This is a genomic window from Pseudomonas sp. B13(2017) (assembly GCF_002113245.1).
GTDB lineage: Bacteria > Pseudomonadota > Gammaproteobacteria > Pseudomonadales > Pseudomonadaceae > Aquipseudomonas > Aquipseudomonas putida_Z.
The window spans coordinates 41459-58394 of record NZ_NEJX01000027.1 but is presented as its reverse complement, the minus strand read 5'-3'; the positions used below and the strand labels follow the sequence as shown (position 1 = coordinate 58394).

15 protein-coding genes are annotated in these 16936 nt (G+C 63.3%); 6 read left to right on the top strand and 9 right to left on the bottom strand.

Annotation, left to right across the window (positions count from 1 at the left end):
• Positions 1 to 289: 289 nt before the first annotated feature.
• Both CAG44_RS25555 and CAG44_RS25550 read right to left on the bottom strand, forming a co-directional pair.
• Positions 290 to 1525, bottom strand: coding sequence for an SRPBCC family protein (locus CAG44_RS25555; RefSeq protein WP_025338653.1), 1236 nt, complete (start codon positions 1523 to 1525; stop codon positions 290 to 292).
• Between the two features lie 168 nt (positions 1526 to 1693).
• The gene (locus CAG44_RS25550; protein ID WP_249352826.1) at positions 1694 to 2617 is read right to left on the bottom strand and encodes a LysR family transcriptional regulator; all 924 of its coding nucleotides are present in this window, start codon (positions 2615 to 2617) and stop codon (positions 1694 to 1696) included.
• A 329-nt stretch (positions 2618 to 2946) separates the two neighbouring features.
• Between CAG44_RS25550 and CAG44_RS25545 the strand changes: the two genes are divergently transcribed.
• The 3 genes from CAG44_RS25545 (at position 2947) to CAG44_RS25535 (ending at position 6081) form a co-directional block, all read left to right on the top strand.
• Entirely contained in the window at positions 2947 to 3960 is a 1014-nt protein-coding gene (locus CAG44_RS25545) for a GlxA family transcriptional regulator (RefSeq protein ID WP_085693242.1), read from the top strand.
• A gap of 164 nt (positions 3961 to 4124) precedes the next feature.
• Positions 4125 to 5453 (top strand): MFS transporter, encoded by a 1329-nt coding sequence (locus tag CAG44_RS25540; protein WP_085693240.1) that lies wholly within the window; start codon positions 4125 to 4127, stop codon positions 5451 to 5453.
• A 259-nt stretch (positions 5454 to 5712) separates the two neighbouring features.
• Positions 5713 to 6081: a hypothetical protein gene (locus CAG44_RS25535; protein WP_085592654.1), complete on the top strand. Its 369-nt coding sequence runs from the start codon at positions 5713 to 5715 to the stop codon at positions 6079 to 6081.
• Positions 6082 to 6238: 157 nt separating this feature from the next.
• Here CAG44_RS25535 and CAG44_RS25530 read toward each other — a convergent pair whose 3' ends face one another.
• Positions 6239 to 6385: a DUF2986 domain-containing protein gene (locus CAG44_RS25530; RefSeq protein ID WP_023662626.1), complete on the bottom strand. Its 147-nt coding sequence runs from the start codon at positions 6383 to 6385 to the stop codon at positions 6239 to 6241.
• Between the two features lie 153 nt (positions 6386 to 6538).
• On the opposite strand from CAG44_RS25530, the gene CAG44_RS25525 reads away from it, so the two are divergent.
• Together CAG44_RS25525 and CAG44_RS25520 are read left to right on the top strand one after the other, a co-directional pair.
• Positions 6539 to 8317, top strand: coding sequence for a phosphoethanolamine transferase CptA (locus tag CAG44_RS25525; RefSeq protein WP_085592656.1), 1779 nt, complete (start codon positions 6539 to 6541; stop codon positions 8315 to 8317).
• A 125-nt stretch (positions 8318 to 8442) separates the two neighbouring features.
• Positions 8443 to 9894, top strand: a complete 1452-nt coding sequence (locus CAG44_RS25520) for a PucR family transcriptional regulator (protein WP_238067708.1) — start codon at positions 8443 to 8445, stop codon at positions 9892 to 9894.
• A gap of 140 nt (positions 9895 to 10034) precedes the next feature.
• Here CAG44_RS25520 and CAG44_RS25515 read toward each other — a convergent pair whose 3' ends face one another.
• The 5 genes from CAG44_RS25515 to CAG44_RS25495 all read right to left on the bottom strand — a co-directional run bounded on the left by CAG44_RS25515 (position 10035) and on the right by CAG44_RS25495 (position 15135).
• The gene (locus tag CAG44_RS25515; protein WP_085618504.1) at positions 10035 to 11420 is read right to left on the bottom strand and encodes an amino acid permease; all 1386 of its coding nucleotides are present in this window, start codon (positions 11418 to 11420) and stop codon (positions 10035 to 10037) included.
• A 305-nt stretch (positions 11421 to 11725) separates the two neighbouring features.
• Positions 11726 to 12262: a membrane integrity-associated transporter subunit PqiC gene (locus CAG44_RS25510; protein ID WP_085693238.1), complete on the bottom strand. Its 537-nt coding sequence runs from the start codon at positions 12260 to 12262 to the stop codon at positions 11726 to 11728.
• Between the two features lie 11 nt (positions 12263 to 12273).
• Entirely contained in the window at positions 12274 to 13914 is a 1641-nt protein-coding gene (locus CAG44_RS25505; protein ID WP_085693237.1) for an intermembrane transport protein PqiB, read from the bottom strand.
• A complete protein-coding gene (locus tag CAG44_RS25500; protein WP_085592668.1) occupies positions 13898 to 14542 on the bottom strand; it encodes a paraquat-inducible protein A in 645 nt (214 codons plus the stop codon). Before CAG44_RS25500 ends, CAG44_RS25505 begins: the two co-directional genes overlap by 17 nt.
• Complete coding sequence (locus CAG44_RS25495; RefSeq protein ID WP_085693236.1) at positions 14539 to 15135, bottom strand: paraquat-inducible protein A; 597 nt, start codon at positions 15133 to 15135, stop codon at positions 14539 to 14541. Before CAG44_RS25495 ends, CAG44_RS25500 begins: the two co-directional genes overlap by 4 nt.
• 151 nt (positions 15136 to 15286) lie before the next feature.
• Between CAG44_RS25495 and CAG44_RS25490 the strand changes: the two genes are divergently transcribed.
• Positions 15287 to 15760: a YMGG-like glycine zipper-containing protein gene (locus CAG44_RS25490; RefSeq protein ID WP_025338638.1), complete on the top strand. Its 474-nt coding sequence runs from the start codon at positions 15287 to 15289 to the stop codon at positions 15758 to 15760.
• Positions 15761 to 15798: 38 nt separating this feature from the next.
• Here CAG44_RS25490 and CAG44_RS25485 read toward each other — a convergent pair whose 3' ends face one another.
• Positions 15799 to 16704 (bottom strand): LysR family transcriptional regulator, encoded by a 906-nt coding sequence (locus tag CAG44_RS25485; RefSeq protein WP_025338637.1) that lies wholly within the window; start codon positions 16702 to 16704, stop codon positions 15799 to 15801.
• Positions 16705 to 16936 lie beyond the last annotated feature (232 nt).

The window sequence follows — 16936 nt, the reverse complement described above, 5'->3', positions numbered from 1 at the left end:
CGAACCTTAACCCTTCGACGCCGAATAGATTGCGGCAAGCCAACTACGCATCCAGATTCAGTATTGCAGAAACTGGGAGGACCATAGATGTGGGAGCGGCCGTGGCCGCGAACACCGGCGCAGCCGGTGCCATCCACCGCGCAGTCTGCTTCGCGGGTGAACCCGCTCCCACAGGTACGGCGCAGGCTTTCGGGCTCACGCTGTACCTGTGGGAGCGGCTTTAGCCGCGAACACCGGCGAAGCCGGTGCCATCCACCGCGTCGCCTGCTTCGCGAGCATGCACGGATGTTCAGCCCACCGATTTCAACGGCACACGCCCACTCAGCCGCTCGAGCATGGTCGCGCAGTACCAGTCATCGAACTGGCACACCCCGTTCTCGGCATTCTCCGAGAACGGCCCGGGTTCATAGCTGGGCGAAGAAACGCCCGCATGGGTCCCTTCCACCAAGCGGCGGTCCTGGTCGTTGGTCGCCAGCCATACCTTGGTCAACCGGTCGAGGTCATAGTCGACCCCTTCCACCGCCGACTCCGGCACCAGCCACTTGGTAGTCACCAAGGTTTCCCCCGGGCCAATCGGCAGCACGCGGAAACTCAGCGCGTGGTCGCCAAGGAAATGGTTCCAGGTAGAGGGATAGTTGAAGTACAGCAAAGCACCGATATCCGCCTCGCCACTGCTGTCCAACCGCCCGTTGACGGCGGGCTTGCCGTCCATGGTGTAGCTGACGGCGCCGGCCGAGAGCGGGATGCGGGTCATGCGGAAGCGCCCCAGTGGGTCCATGACCAGGCGGCTGGGCATGCCCGCCGTTTCACAGCGGGTCCAGTGGGCCACCAGCTCCGGATCATCGTCACCGCCCACACCGGCCACCGACAGGTTCTCGACGAACGAGTTGAGCAACTCGGGGTGGGTGCCGTCGCAGTGGTAGCACTCGCGGTTGTTTTCGAACACCAGCTTCCAGTTGCCCTTCTCGATCAGGTTGGACTCGAAGGCGACCTTGCAGTTTTCCAGGCCGTGCGGGGCGATGAAGGGGCTGACCGCCGCGCGGAAGCTGCTGAAGTCCGGCGCCTGTTGCGCCACGCACACGTAGATGTAGGTGTGGACGACCTCCACATGCACCGGCTTGAGGTTGTATTGCGACTTGTCGAAATCCGCGCCCATGTTGCCGGCATAGATCAGGTTGCCATCCAGCTCGAATGTCCACTTGTGGTAAGGGCACACCAGCTTGGCGACTTTACCCGCAGCGTGTTCGCACACCTTGGCACCGCGGTGGCGGCAGGCATTGTGGAACGCGCGCACTTCGCCGTCCTTGCCACGCACGACAGCCACCGGGTAGTCGCCGATCTGCAGGGTGAAATACTGGCCGGCCTTGGGAATCTCGAATGTATGGCCGGCGAAGACCCAATCCTTGTGCCAGATTTGCTCAAGGTCCTGACGATACACTTCCGGGTCCAGATACAGTTCCCGGGGCAATACATGCCGCGGTTTGCGCTGTTTGATCAGGCCAATGACGGATTCATTGCTATTCATTATTATCCTCCAGCCACACGGTGTTCACGACAACCGCTGACAATTACCGAACCATTATTCTTGTAACCAGCCAACTGAAACTTTCTCGCAAGTTAAACTTCAGCCCTGCCCGCTTCAAACGACATTTTCAAAGCACAATTCATGATGCGTTGTTATGCATTGACGGTTTCAGACTTTCCACCAGGTAAACTTTGACAACACCCAGTCGCGTACCCGCCCGCAGGCGTCGTAATCGGTATTTTCCTTGCAGGCCAGGTAATGCAGGCTGTTGCGCAACGTGACTTGTTCACGCACCGGCCTGGTCAACCGGCCCTGCTCGACCAGGCTGGCCACCAGCTGGTTCCAGCCCAGGGCAACCCCCTGGTGGGCCAGCACCATGTTGATGATCAGGCTGTAGTCATTGGCGTGGAACAGTGGCGGGCTGTCGGCGCCACGCTCATCGATGTCCACGTTGTGGAATGCCAGCCACACACTCCAGTCCACATGCTCGGCCACACCAGCCCGGCCGTACGGGCTCAAGTCCAGCAGCGCGCTGTTGCACAGGCCTTGCAGCGTGCCGATCTCGGGGTGACGCGCGAGGTACTGCGGCGTGCACACCGGGTAAATCACGTCATGGCACAGCGGGTAGATGGTGTAGGCATCACCCACATTGGCAAACTTGGAGATGATCACATCCGGCTCCACACCGGGCTCCCGCGTCAGAAAGTTTTGCGTGGTGATCAGGTTGAGCTCGATATCCGGGTTGTTGGCGCGAAACTCGTTGATGTGATGCGACAACCAGAACGCGGAAAACGCCGGGGAGCAACAAATCGTCAGCACGTGCTTTTCCAGCGGCGTGTGGCGTATCCGCTCCGCCGCCTGGGCAATATTGACGAATGACAACTGCGACGCCTCGAAAAACACCGAACCTGCCGGGGTAAGTTCAACCGCACGGCCCACACGTTCAAACAACTGGGCGCTCAGGTATGTTTCCAGCTCACGAATCTGCCGGCTGATCGCCGCCTGCGACACACACAGCGCCTCTGCGGCCCGGGTGAAACTCTGGTACTTGGCTGCCGCGACAAACGCTTTGACAGCACGTAACGAAGGCATGCGAAGTAACAGGGTATCGGGATCAACTTGCCGCTGTGACATCCTGGTGTGTTCTCCTCATTCCGCGTACAGGACACTTGAATCGTACACAGCAGGTAAAAAAACACATCGGCACTTAAATTACTTTACGCATAACCTTGGGTTATGCGAAGAATCGCCGAATTCACCAATAACACTGGGTTATCAAAGAAACCGCACAAAATGTCGTTGGACTTCATCCTTGCTGCACCCATACATTAGTCGCCGACCTGTATGCCAGATCCACCCGCCTGGAATGGCTTTCACTCTATTAGTCAGCCGAACCTCGGGCCTCGGCATCTGGGTGACACATGACAATAACTACAAGAACATTCAGCCACACCTTCAAAGAGCGCAACCTGGGGTTCATGGCACAACCCATCACGCGCCCCAAGCCGTCGCGGGTCGGTTTTCTGCTGCTGGAGAACTTTTCCCTGCCCAGTTTCACCCAGGCGCTGGATGTGCTGGTCACCGCCAACCTGATCGCCCCTGGCTCGATCAGGGTGCATACCTTCAGCCACAACCACAACGAAGTGATGAGCGACCTGGCCATCCCCATTCGCCCAGACACGCCGCTGACCGATGTGCGCCTGTGCGACCTGGACATCATGGTGGTCTGCGGTGGCTTGCGGGCCGCGCGCACGGTACCCGGCTGGCTGACCGCCCTGCTGAAGCGGCTGGCCAGGTTCCCGGTGGTGCTGGGCGGCTTGTGGAACGGCGCCTGGTACCTGGGCAGCGCCGGCCTGCTCGACGGCTACCGCTGCGCCATCCACCCCGAGCAGCGCATTGCCCTGGCCGAGCGGGTGCCGCACGCATTGGTCACCCACGATGCCCTGGTGCTCGACCGCGACCGGCTGACCGCCGCCTCGCCGGCGGGCGCCTTCGAAATGATGCTGCAGTGGCTGAACATTGGCTGCAGCCACGCGCTCGCCGATGCGGTGCTCGACACGCTGGACCACGACCAAAGCAAGTTCCGCAGCGTGCAAAAACCCCTGCAGCCCAAGGTCAGCCGGCCCCTGCGCGAAATCATCAAGCTGATGGAGGCCAACCTCGAAGAGCCGCTGTCACCCGGGCAGTTGTCCCAGGCTGTCGGTTTGTCCGTACGCCAGGTGCAGCGCCTGTTCAAGGACCAGCTCGACACCACCCCGCAGAAATACTACTTCCAGTTGCGCATTACCGAAGCGCGGCGCCTGATCCAGAACTCCAATGCATCGATCTTCGATGTGTCCATCGCCTGCGGCTTTGTGTCGTGCACCCACTTCAGCAGGTCCTACAGTGCGTTCTTCGGCCACCCACCTTCAAAAGAAGTGCGCTATGAAATTTGAAATTCAAGGAGCGCGCAAGGAAGGTTTCTGAACAAGCCGTCCCCGGCACTGACAATAAAAACAATCGTATAGCCATCGATCACTGAATTTTCGAGATGGCTTCACGGCCCCGCTTTGGAGGCCGCGCTGCCCTTTTACTCGAAAACCCATATCGGGAGACAAGAATGACAAGTCCACATATCTCAGTCGAAGATGTACCGCTGAACAGGTTCCACAAACTTCTCACGCTGCGCTCTGGCGGTGGCTCGTTCGTCGATGGCTATGTCTTGAGCATTATCGGCGTCGCCCTGACGCACATCAGCACTGCGTTGTCATTGAACAGCTTCTGGGAAGGCCTGATCGCCGCCTCGGCGCTGATCGGCATTTTCTTTGGCGGCTTCCTCGGCGGCTGGCTGACCGATCGCCTTGGCCGCAAGCGCCTGTTCTTCGTCGGGCCAACCTTGTTCATCGTCGCCTCGCTCGGGCAGTTCTGGGCCGACTCGGCCTTGGCCATCTTCCTGCTGCGGCTGGTCATCGGCATTGCGGTCGGCATCGAATACCCGGTTGCCACCTCGCTGCTGGTCGAGTTCATGCCCCGCAAGTACCGCGGCCCACGCCTGGCCATGCTCACCATCCTCTGGTTTGCCGGTGCAGCGGCTGCCTACATCGTCGGCGAACTGCTGCTGCGCACCGGTGCCGAGGACGCCTGGCGCCTGGTACTGGCCAGCTCCGCGACCATTGGCCTGGCCCTTTTCATGGTCCGTATCGGCACCCCCGAATCACCGCGCTGGCTGCTGAGCAAAGGCCGCAGCGCCGAGGCAGAACAGGTGATCAAGGCGGTATATGGCAATGACTTTTCCCTGCGCAACCTGCCCGAGCAGGGCACCGAGCACAAAGTGAACATCTGGAGCCTGCTGTATGCCGGTTATGGCAAGCGCATGCTGTTCGTCATCGTGTTCTGGACCTGTTGCATCATCCCGCTGTTCTCGGTCTATGCGTTTGCGCCCAAGGTGCTGGCGGCGCTGAATGTGAAAGGTGACAGCGCCTCGATCGGTTCGGTACTGATCACGCTGTTCTTCGTGGTCGGCTGCATGGTCGCCACCCGCCTGATCAACGTCATCGGCCGCCGCAACCTGTTGCTCTACAGCTTCCTGGTGTCGGGCCTGGCCTTGCTGTGCCTGGGCGCGTTCCACAGCAGCGCGGGTATCTGGATCCTGGTGTTCTTCGCCCTGTATGCGTTGTTCATTGGTGGTGCGCAGGTGCTGACGCTGGTCTACCCGAACGAAATCTTCCCCACGGAGATCCGCGCCTTCGCGGTCGGCATGGGCACCTCCGTCTCGCGCATCGGCGCGGCAGTGGGTACCTACCTGGTGCCGGTTTCGTTAGACGTGCTGGGTATTGCGCAAACCATGTACGTGGCCGCTGCCATCACGTTCTTCGGGCTGCTGCTGTCCTGGGCCCTGGCTCCGGAAACCCGTTCGCTGAACCTGCAACAGGCGGCCGCCCTGGGCTAACGGTGCATGGCACCGGCTGCGCCGGTGTTCGCGGCTGAAGCCGCTCCCACAGGGGGGCGCGCCAACCGACTATCTGTTTTGAAGCGCAGAAGTTCTACAAGTTGTTGCCGCTGCGAACTTTTTCCCGTTTACCGGTCTATGTGGGAGGCACAGAAAGGTAGCGGAACGCGAGACAAGCTTCGCCGACCACCTGCTGGCCAGATGGCTCAATTGTTATCAGAGGTTGGCTTCGCTCATGAAAATACATGTCGCAAGGTTGATGCTGCTCGGCCTGTTCTCGTGCGCGGCGATGGGCACGGCATCGGCAACACAAATGAAGGCGCCCGTAGTGGCAGCCCCGGCGGTTCAATCACCGTTGCAGCCTGCCGGCAACCCCTGGTCCAGGGTGGCCAGTGTGGCCGATGAACAGCCAGCCACGCTGCTGGCCCACGATGACGACCGCTGGCATGACCACCGCAGCGACTGGCGCCGCGAACAATGGCGCCGCGAGCAGGCCCGCCGTGATTGGGAGCGCCGGCGAGACTGGGAACGCCGACGCGACTGGGAACGGCGCCGCGACTGGGAGCACCGCCATGAGCGGGCCATGCACCACCGCTACAACGATGACTACCGCTACTATCGCCGTTGACCGCAAGCAGCCAACGCGCCCCCTGTAGGAGCGGCCTTGTGTCGCGATCGGGCCGCAAAGCGGCCCCACGATTTCAGCATTGAAGCAGATATCGCCGGGGCCGCTCTGCGGCCCGATCGCGACACAAGGCCGCTCCTACAAGGTCCGCGCCAGTCAGTCAGGTGGGGGTATCCCCCGCCGCCTCGGCCTCCATCTTCAAACGGTCGGCCTTGCAAATGTACTTGGGCTTGCGCGGCGCCAGCTTGGCGCTGGCCTTCTTGGCATGCGCCTGCAGTAGCTGCTTGATCTTCTTGCGACGGTTCATTCTCACTCGACCTGTCAGTCCGGTTTGGCTGAACACATCATACCTTGCCTGGGCCAGCGTCTCGTTGACGTTATTTTCACGCTCGGCAGATTAGCGTCACGCCCTTTCCGGCCACGGGCACATCCGCTGGCCGCCAAGTACGACGAGGCATACGTGTCACACACTCCATCCCCCTCCTCGCCCAAACGCGTGGACTGGGCCGGCCTGGGCTGGCTTTTGCTGTTCTTCTGGTACTTCTCGGGCGTGACCCAGGCGTTGCTGCTGTTCAGTGGTACCACCGGGTTCGCCGGTTTTCGCGATGCATTCTTCCTCAGCAGCCTGTGGCTGGCCCCGGTACTGCTGCTGCCGCGCTTCACTCGCGCCACGGCAGCGGTCATCGGCCTGGTGTTGTGGGCTGCTTCGCTGGTGGGCCTGAGCTACTTCGGCATCTATCGCCAGGAGTTCTCGCAAAGCGTCATCTTCGTGATGTTCGAGTCCAACACCGCCGAAGCCGGTGAGTACTTCAGCCAGTACTTCAGCGCCTGGCTGGGCCTGGCACTGCTGCTGTACACGCTGGTGGCGGTGCTGCTGTGGAAGCGCGTACGCCCGGTCAGCCTGCCGCTGCGCAGCCGCCTGCCGGTGGTCGCCCTGTTGCTGCTGGCCAACCTGGTGTACCCGTTCTACAAGCAGATGGTCACCCAGGAACGCAGCTTCGCCGACGCGGCGGAAAAGGTGCAGCAGCGCATGGAGCCCGCCGTGCCCTGGCAACTGCTGGTCGGCTACCGCCAGTACCGCCAGCAGCTGGACAACATGCAGGAGCTGCTGGCCAAGAACGCCGCGCTGCCGCCCCTGCAAAACCTGCGGGACAGCAGCGGTGCAGCGCCGCGCACGCTGGTGCTGGTGCTGGGCGAATCCACCACCCGCGAGCACATGCACCTGTACGGCTACAACCGCGATACCACGCCCAACCTCGATGCGCTGGCCGCCAGCGACAAGAGCCTGACGGTGTTCCGCAACGTGGTGTCACCACGCCCGTACACCATCGAAGTGATGCAGCAGATCCTCACCTTCGGCGACGAGCAGAACCCGGACCGCTTCCTCACCGACCCGTCGCTGATCAACCTGATGAAACAGGCCGGCTACAAGACCTTCTGGATCACCAACCAGCAGACCATGACCAAGCGCAACACCATGCTGACCACCTTCTCGCAGCAGACGGACGCGCCGGTGTACCTGAACAACCAGCGCAACCAGAATGCCAGCCAGTACGACGACGTGGTGCTGACGCCATTCGAGAAGGCCCTGCAGGACCCGGCGCCGAACAAGTTCATCATCGTGCATCTGCTGGGTACGCACATGGACTATCGCTACCGCTACCCGAACGACTACGCGCACTTCAACGACCGCCAGGGGGTGCCCGGCAAGCTGACCGATGACCAGGTGGAAACCTACAACTTCTACGACAACGCGGTGCGCTACAACGACTACGTGGTGTCGAGCCTGATCAAGCGTTACTCGGCCAGTACCTCCAATGGCTTCCTGCTGTACCTGTCCGACCATGGGGAAGATGTGTACAGCTCTGGCAACCACGACCGCCTGGGGCGCAACGAAGGCGCGCCGACCCGGCCGATGTACACCATCCCGTTTTTGCTGTGGACTTCGCCCAGCTGGCAGGCCGAGCACCCGCGCGACTTGCAGGCGATGGCCGACCGGCCCTACAGCAGCTCGCACCTGATCCATACCCTGTCCGACCTGGCCGGGCTGAGCTATGACCGTTACGAACCGGCCAAGAGCCTGGTGAGCCCGCAGTTCGTGGTGGCACCACGCTGGATTGGCGACCCGTACCGCAAGGATGGGCTGCGCGAGTTCGACCACCTGCCGCTGGACAAGGCCGAGCGGGGGCAGGAGACGGTCAGTAGTGGCAAGACACAGAACGCTGGACGCCTGAACTGATTGCCTTGTAGGAGCGGCCTTGTGTCGCGATGGGCTGCAAAGCAGCCCCACTGGCCCAGCACCGCGAACAAAGGTTTACCGCCCCAGCGTAAAACGCCATGCTTGGCGCATCTTTGGAATGAGAGATGCCCATGCTCACGGTGCAGGACCTGATCGATATCGAACTGCTCAAGTTGCAGGCCGTGGCTGGCGCGGCCGGCACCGGCAGGCTGATCACCTGGGCCCACACCGTCGACTTGCCAGACCCCTGGCGCTGGGTATCGCCAGGCGACCTGGTGATGACCACCGGCGTCGGCCTGCCCAGCGCCCCGGCAGACCAGGTGAGCTGGCTGGAGCAACTGGTGCAGAGCAACCCCAGTGCCCTGGTGGTGGCGCCGCGGGCCGATGCGCCGGCGCTGTCCGGCGAACTGCTGGCCGCCGCCGACCGCCTGTTGTTCCCGGTGCTGCATGGCAGCTTCGAACTGGAGTTCGTAAAGCTGTCGCACTACGTGATCGAGAGCGTACTGCAGGCCCAGCGCGAGCGTTTCAACGCCAGCGAGCGGCTGTTCCAGACCTACGCCGACGCCTTGCGCAAAGCCCCCGACATGGCTGGGCGCCTGGCGATCCTGGCCGACACCCTCGGCCTCGACCTGGCCATCGAGGATGCCCCCAGCGGCACCACCGTGGTCGAAACCCGCCGGGCCGCGCAGGCTGCCGAGCGGGTGGAACGCATCCCGATCGGCGGCCGCGCCCGCGCCAACCTGCTGATGGCGCGCAAAGGCACCCGCACGCAGGATGACGCCATCCTGGTGCGCTCGCTGGTCGGCTTGCTGGGGGTGGAACTGGAACGCCTGATGATCCACCGCGACCAGCAGCGCGAAGAAGGCGCAGCGCTGCTGCGCAGCCTGCTCGACAGCGAGACGGAGTTCAGCCTGGCGCGGCCGATGCTGGAGCGTCGTGGCCTGGTCGGCACCTTGGTGAGCCTGGCGATCAGGCCGGGAAGCCACGGCCCGTGGAGCAGCGCCGACATCCACCAGGCCCCTGCCCTGCATCACTCCACGCCGCTACTGCTCGACGACAAAGGCCTGCTGCTGGCGATCAGCCGTGACGACGCGCCAAGCCTGACGGCGCTGTGCCACAACCTCGGCGAGGGTACGGTGATTGGTATCAGCGGGCCGATCGCGGCGGCCACCGGCTTTCGCGAGAGCGTGCGCCAAGCCCGCCTGGCGCTGACCCAGGCCGAGGAAAGTGGCGCGCAGCAACTGCGCTATGGCGAGGCGGAAACCGGCCTGATCATGGCGCCCAAGTCGCTGGCCGAGGCGCGGGCGCTGGTGGGGCGTTACCTGGGGCCGCTGATCGAGCATGACCGCACCCAGGGTGCGGCGCTGCTGCAGACGTTGGTCACCTTTCTGCACAACGACGGCAACTGGAAAGCCACGGCGTATGATTTGGGGATTCACCGGCAGACGCTGGTGTACCGGCTGAAGCTGGTGGAGCAGCTTACCGGGATCAAGCCGACCACTACCGGCGGGATTGCGCGGTTCTGGATTGCGATTCAGGCGGGGAAGAATACCGACCTGTTCGAGCATCTGGTCTAGGCCCTTGGGGGCGCTTTGCGCCCCTGTCGCGACACAAGGCCGCTCCTACAAGGAGATCGCATACAGGTCCGACCTGATGCGATCCCCTTGTAGGAGCGGCCTTGTGTCGCGATGGGCCGCAAAGCGGCCCCAGATACACCTTAATTCAACCCAACCTCTGCACCAGGCTGCTGCCCCCGCGGCCCCCGCACCATCGCATACGAAACCGCAATCACCACAATCGCAACCACGCATTGCCCCAGGCTCACCCGCATGCTCGGGTCGAAGGCCATGCTCACCAGCACCGCCACGATCGACCCGGTCACCAGCAACGGCAACCACGGATGCCCCCACATGGCGAACTTCAGCGTACCTTCCGCCACCCATTTGCGCCGCAGCCTGAGCTGCGACAGGCAGATCACCAGGTAGACGAACAGGAACACCGTGCCGGACGAGTTGATCAGGAACTGGAACACGGTATCCGGCCACAGCGCCGCAATCACCACGCAGCCATAGCCCACCAGGGTCGAGGCAATCACCCCGCGTACGGGTACGCCATTGCCGCTGACCTTGGCCACCCAGCGTGGCGCCTCACCGTTGGAGGCCAGCACATAGAGCAACCGCGACGAGGTATACAGCCCGGCATTGAGTACCGACAGCACCGCCACCAGGATGACCACGGTGAGCATGTCGCCTGCGCCGGGAATGCCGATATGCTCCAGGGTGGTCACGAACGGCGACTTGCCGGGGGTGATCGAGGTCCATGGCTGTGCCACCACGATGAAGAACGTCGCCAGCACGAAGAACACCAGGATGCGCAGCATCACCGTGTTCACCGCCTTGCGGATGTTGCGCGACGGGTCTTCCGATTCGGCCGCCGCGAGGGTGGCGACTTCCACACCGGTCATGGAGAAAATCACCACCACCACCCCGGTGAACAACGCGCCTACCCCATGGGGAAGGAAGCCGCCATGCTGGGTGAGGTTGGCAAAACTGGCGCTGGAGCCAGGCCACAGGTTGAACACGTACAACCCGGCCACGACCAGAAACACCACGATGGCCGCGACCTTGATGCCGGCGAACCAGTATTCGGCCTCGCCAAACGAGTGCACCGACATCAGGTTGAGCAAGGTCATGCCTACCATCAGGCCAAGGGCAATGGCCCACACCGGGATATCGGGCAGCCAGGCATTGATGATCTGCCCGCCGACCACGGCCTCGAAGCCGACCACGATCACCCAGAAGTACCAGTACAGCCAACCGGTCATGTACCCGGCCGGGCGCCCGAAGGCCAACCGGGCGTAGTCGACGAACGAACCTTTGGCCGGGTGCGCGGCGGCCATTTCGCCGAGCATGCGCATCACCAGCGCGACGATCAGGCCGGTGATGGCATAGGTGATGAAGGCACCCGGGCCGGTTGATGCGATAACCGCGCTGGACCCTACGAACAGACCGGCCCCGATCACACCGCCCAGGGCCAGCATGCTGATGTGCCGGGTCTTGAGGGCACGCTTGAGACGCGGGTCATGCTCCGACTGAATCGGCATTGGTTGTCTCCTTTTATTATTAGTAATCAACATTGCCGCTTCGCAAGGGTATACAGGGGCCAGCGCATGGCCTATCGCAAAAAAGCAGGTGCGCAGGCGCTGGCCTGTACAAATGTATGAATGGCGGGAACGACAGGAAGTGTCAGGCGACCGCAGCCGCGGACTCTGTGGGAGCGGCCTTGTGTCGCGAAAGGGCCGCAAGGCGGCCCCGGCAATTGCTGCCGTGATGCTGAAATCCGGGGGCCGCTACGCGGCCCTTTCGCGACACAAGGCCGCTCCCACAAGTACCGTGCATCAATCAGCCATCAGGCAGGTTGGGCACAGCTGCCCTGCCGGGCACTCCCCCGCACCGCCTCGGCCAGTTTGCGCAGGTTGGCCTGGTGGGCGTTGACCAGGCTGGCGATGCTGTTGTCCGCGGGCGTCTGCAGCGAGGTACGGCAGGTCAGTTCGGCCGCACCCGGGCGCGTCAGGCGCCATACCGCCTCCAGCGAGGCGTAGCGGCCCGGCACGCTATCGAAGCGCTGCACGTCCACCCACAGCAACGCCTTGCCGCCACCCACCGGCCCGCCCAACTGGTCCTGCAAAGCGCTGCGGAACTCATCCACCAGGTTGGCCCCCCACCACTCCGTCTCGAGGATGGCCAGGCCGCTCTGCCCTTGCCGCACCACCAACTGCGGGCGGTCCACCTGCGGCGGCACGGCCACCCTCGCCACCTGGATGCGCTGGCCACCGTCGCGCACCGGTTCGCTCGGTACCAGCGTGTGATAGTTGTTCGGGGTACTGCTGCAGCCCCACAGCACGGCCAGCAGGCCGGCGCCACACACATTGCGCAGTCGATGCATCGGCTGTCTCCTCAGGGTTCAAGGTCGGCGGCAGCGGCCGCTTTCGGTCGGCCGCGTATCAGCGACTCAGGGTGCCGGCCCAGATAATCGGCAAGGTCACGCAGCGAACGCGACATGCGCTCCAGTTCGTCCAGGGTTTCGCCCATCCGCTCGCGCTGCGGCGAGTCCTCGGAAATGGCCGAATTGGCCGTGCGCAGGGTCTTGTGCACTTCGTCCAGCGCCACCTTCACGTCCGGCAGCGTCTGGCCATTGAACTGCTTGAGGCTGGCGCGCAACTCTCGCAGGCTGCCGTCCAGGTTGTTGGCGATGCTCTCCAGCGGCAGTTTGCTGATGCGCTCCACCACCCGCTGCAGCTGTTCCTGCAACTGCTCCAGGCTGCCGGGCAAGGTGGGGATGGTGATAGGGTCTGCGGTCTTGTCGAAGGCCACCTTGGGGGCATCGGGGTAGAAGTCCAGGGAAATGAACATCTGCCCGGTGATCAGGTTGCCGCTGCGCGCCTGGGCCCGCAGCCCGTGCTCGACGAAAGTGCCGATCAGCCGGCGTGCGCCATCCATGTCGCCTTCGGCATGCTTGAATACGGACAGCATCTTGCGGTGCACCGGCCCCAACCGCTGCGGGTAGATCACCGCATCGACCACCACCGGGAAGTTCTGCCGGGTGGCATCGTAGTCGAGCTTGACCGAAGTGACCCGGCCAAACTCCACCCCCTTGAACTCCACCGGCGCTCCCACCGACAGGCCGCGCATGGCCTGGTCGAAGCGCAATTGCAGGTACTGCGCCTGGCCACTGGGCGGTGCCAGGGCGGTGTCGCGGTCGGCAAACAGCTGGAAGCGCGCCTGGTCGGCAGCGGGCTCGGCTTGCGGGGCGAAGTCGGGCGAGCCAAAGGCCAGCCCACCCACCAGGATCGACGACAGTGATTCGGTATCGATCTTCAGGCCGTTGGCACCGATCTGCATGTCGACGCCACTGGCGTTCCAGAAGCGGGTATCGGCGGTGACGAAGCTGTCGTAGGGGGCCTGCACGAACACGCCGATTTCCACGCCCTTGCCATCGCCCTGCAAGGCAAAGGACACCACCTCTCCCACCGGGATCTTGCGGTAGTAGATCGACGAGCCAATATCCAGCGACCCCAGGTCACTGGCAGTCAGGACAAAGCGCTTGCCCTTTTCGTCGTAGGTGATCGGCGGTGGCAGCTCCAGGCCGACAAAGGACTTCTCCGGCACTTTCGATTCGCCGGAATCCGCCCCGATGAAACTGCCCGACAGCAGCGTGTCCACACCGGACACGCCGCCCACGCCAATGCGTGGCCGCACCACCCAGAAGCGCGCCCCCTGGGTGGCGAACGCGCGGGCGTCGTTGGACAGCTGGACCTTGGCAACCACGCTCTTCTTGTCGTCGGCCAGGTCCACCGTGGTGACTTCGCCGATCACCACGCTGCGGTACTTGACCTGGGTCTTGTGCGCCACCAGCCCTTCCCCGGTGTGGAAGGAAATGGCGATGACCGGGCCCTGCTGCATCCAGTTGCGCACCACCAGCGAAGCGCCGATCAAGATCGCCAGTATCGGCACGATCCATACCAGCGACACACTCCAGCGCCGGGTGTGCACTTCAACCTGCCCCGCGCCCTCGCGCTTGTCAGTCTGTTGCACCATCAATGCGGCCTCCCTCGTTGGCACGGCTATCCCAGATCAGGCGTGGATCGAAGCTCATCGCAGAAAACATGGTCAGTACCACCACCATGCCGAAAAACAGGATGCCCACCCGCGGCTCGATGGTGCCCAGCCCGCGCAGTTGCACCAGCGCCGCCACCAGCGCCACCACCATCACATCGAGCATCGACCAGTAGCCGATCAGCTCGACGAAACGGTACAGCTGCGAGCGCTGTCGGCAGGCCCAGGTAGAGCCGCGCTGGGCGGTGAACAGCAACAGGCCGAGCGAAAAGAACTTGATGGCCGGCACGCCCACACTGGCGATGAAGATGATCAGTGCGATGTCCCAGGCCCCTGCCTCCCAGAACTCCAGCACACCACCGCCAATGGTGCTTGCGCTGCCACTGCCGAGCATTTCGGTGTGCATCACCGGCAGCAGGTTGGCGGGGATGTAGAAAACCAGCGCTGCCAGCAGAAACGCCCAGCCGCGGCTGATGGCATTGGCCTTGCGCCGGTGGATGGCGGCACCACAGCGCTCGCAGGTGTGCTTGCCGCTGCCCAGTTCGCAGGCCTGGCCGCAGCCATGGCACAGGCACAGGCCCAGGTCGTCGGCATTGGCCGGGGTATTCATACCTGCTCCCAAAGGTCGCGGATGTCCTTGCCGGCGACATGGATGATCAGCATGCTCAGGGCGGCCAGGGCCAGCAGGCCGATGCCGGGTATCACATCGAGCAACCCCGCCAGCTTGATCACCGCCACCATCGCCCCCAGCAGGCACACCTCCAGCATGCTCCACGGCCGCAGGCTCTCCAGGCTGCGCATGCACAGGGCAAAGCCGGGGGCGCGCTGGCCGGCCAGGGCGAAACTCAATAGCCAGCACAACAGGGTAATCTGCAGCACCGGCGCAAAGATGATCGACAAGGCCATGACCAGGGCGATGAAGGTGATACTGCCGTGGCTGAGGATCTGCACCGAGTCCCATAATGTCGCGGAATGGGTGAGCCCTTGCATGCCGATGGTCATCACCGGGTAGAAATTGGCGAACACCAGCAGGATGCCACCCGTCACACTCAGGGCAAGCCGCTGCTGCACGGTCAGCGAGGTGTGCCGGTACAGCACGCCGCCACAGCGCTGGCAAACGGCGCGCTGATGCTTGAGCAGCGGCGCACGGTGGTACACCGTGTCACAGTACTCACAGATGATCAGGTGCTGGGTCTGGCTCATGGGGTTTCCACAGGTAGCCCGGATTCACGCCGTCATACGCAGGCGAACCACGTTTGATATCCGGTTTAGACCATCCCGGCAAAACTGCCATCATCGGCAGCAAAGGCGAACTATTCTGTGAAACGGGATCCCCACCCGCTGGAGGTTTGCCATGCGTACGATGACGTGGAGTTGCCTGCTGGTGCTGCTGTGCGCGGCATCGGCAACCCAGGCGCAGTCGGTGGTGCCGCTCAAGGGCCAGAGCAGCCAGCAGATGCAACTGGATATCAATGATTGCAATACCGTCGCGACCAATGCCGCGAACAGTGCCGCGACCTCCAGCGACCCCCATGTCGGTGGCCGGGTACGCGGTGCCGCTGCCGGCGCGGTTGCCGGCGCGGCAGGCGCGCAGGTGCGCGGCAACCAGCACGACGAGCTGTATGACCGGGTCGGTGACGATGCCAAGGAGCAATACCGGCAGAACCGCGCCGGTGAAGTGGCCGCCGCCGGTGCTGCGGTCGGTGGCATGCGCCAGCGTCAGGACCGCCGTCAGGACCGGCGCGGCCAGGACGAAGCGAAAGCCCAGGCTCATGCCAGTGCCTATGCCGGGTGCCTGCAAGGGCGCGGCTATCAGGTCAACCCCTGACCAAAGGGCACGCCATGCTCCTGCACGGCGTGCCCGTATCAGAACTTCGCCAACTGCTCCCGGCAGAACTCCACGAACAACTGCGCCGGCTTGGTCAGCTGCACCCGCTTCAACCAGGCCGCCGCCAGCCCTGACAGCGCCACTGGCTCGGCGATATCCAGCATGGCCAGGCGTTGCCCGTCGTAGGTGTACTCCGAGTGCGGCCGCGTCACCAGCAGCGAAAAACCGAAGCCCTGCCCGACCATGCCGCGCACCATCTCGATCGACGGCGAGCTGAAGACGATGTTGGGCGTGAGGCCCATTTCGTTGAACAGGCTGACGAAGTAGGTACGGCTGGGGGCAACGTCCAGCAGGATCATCGGCTCCGGGCACAGGTCACGCAGCGACACCTGGGCCTGGCCGGCGAAGCGGTGGTTCTCGGGCAGCAGCACATAGGGTTTCTGCGGCGGCATCAGCGGCTCGGCCTCGATGGTGCCGTCCAGGTCATGGTCGTAGAGGAACGCCAGGTCGAAGGTACCCGCGGTCAGGCCCTGGATCAGGTCCTGCTGCTCGCCGTCGCGCAGGCGGATATCCACCCCCGGGTAACGCTGGCGAAAGCCGGCGATCAGCCGCGGCAGGTACAGCGGTGCCACGGTCTCGAAGCAGCCGATATCGATTTGCCCGGCCACGGTGTCGTTGTCGGCCAGGGCGTTCTGTTCGAATTCGTGGGCCATCTGCAGCAGCGACTTGGTCTTGGCATAGAAGCGCTTGCCGCTGGGCGTCAGTGACACACCCTGGGCGTGGTGACGGATGAACAGCTGCACGCCGAAGCTTTCCTCCAGGCTCTTGATGGCCGTGGAGATGGAGGGCTGGGCGATGTACAGCTGGCGGGAAGCCTCGGCCACGCTGCCGGCCTCGACGGTGGTGACGAAGTACTTGAGTTGTCGCAATGTGTAGGCCGCCACGGGCACCTCTCTGACGCCGGTCTGGGCGCGCTGGGATCATGCCTGTCACTTTACCCTTGGCAGCGGCTGGGTGGGGGCCGGGTGATGAAGGATTTACCTATGGCTTGAGCAGGTTTTTTGTAGGGGGACTTTAGCCGCGAAGAGTCCGACGCGGCCCATCGCCGGCAAGCCAGCTCCCACAGGTACAGCGCAGACTTCAAGAGTTACGTGGTCCCTGTGGGAGCTGGCTTGC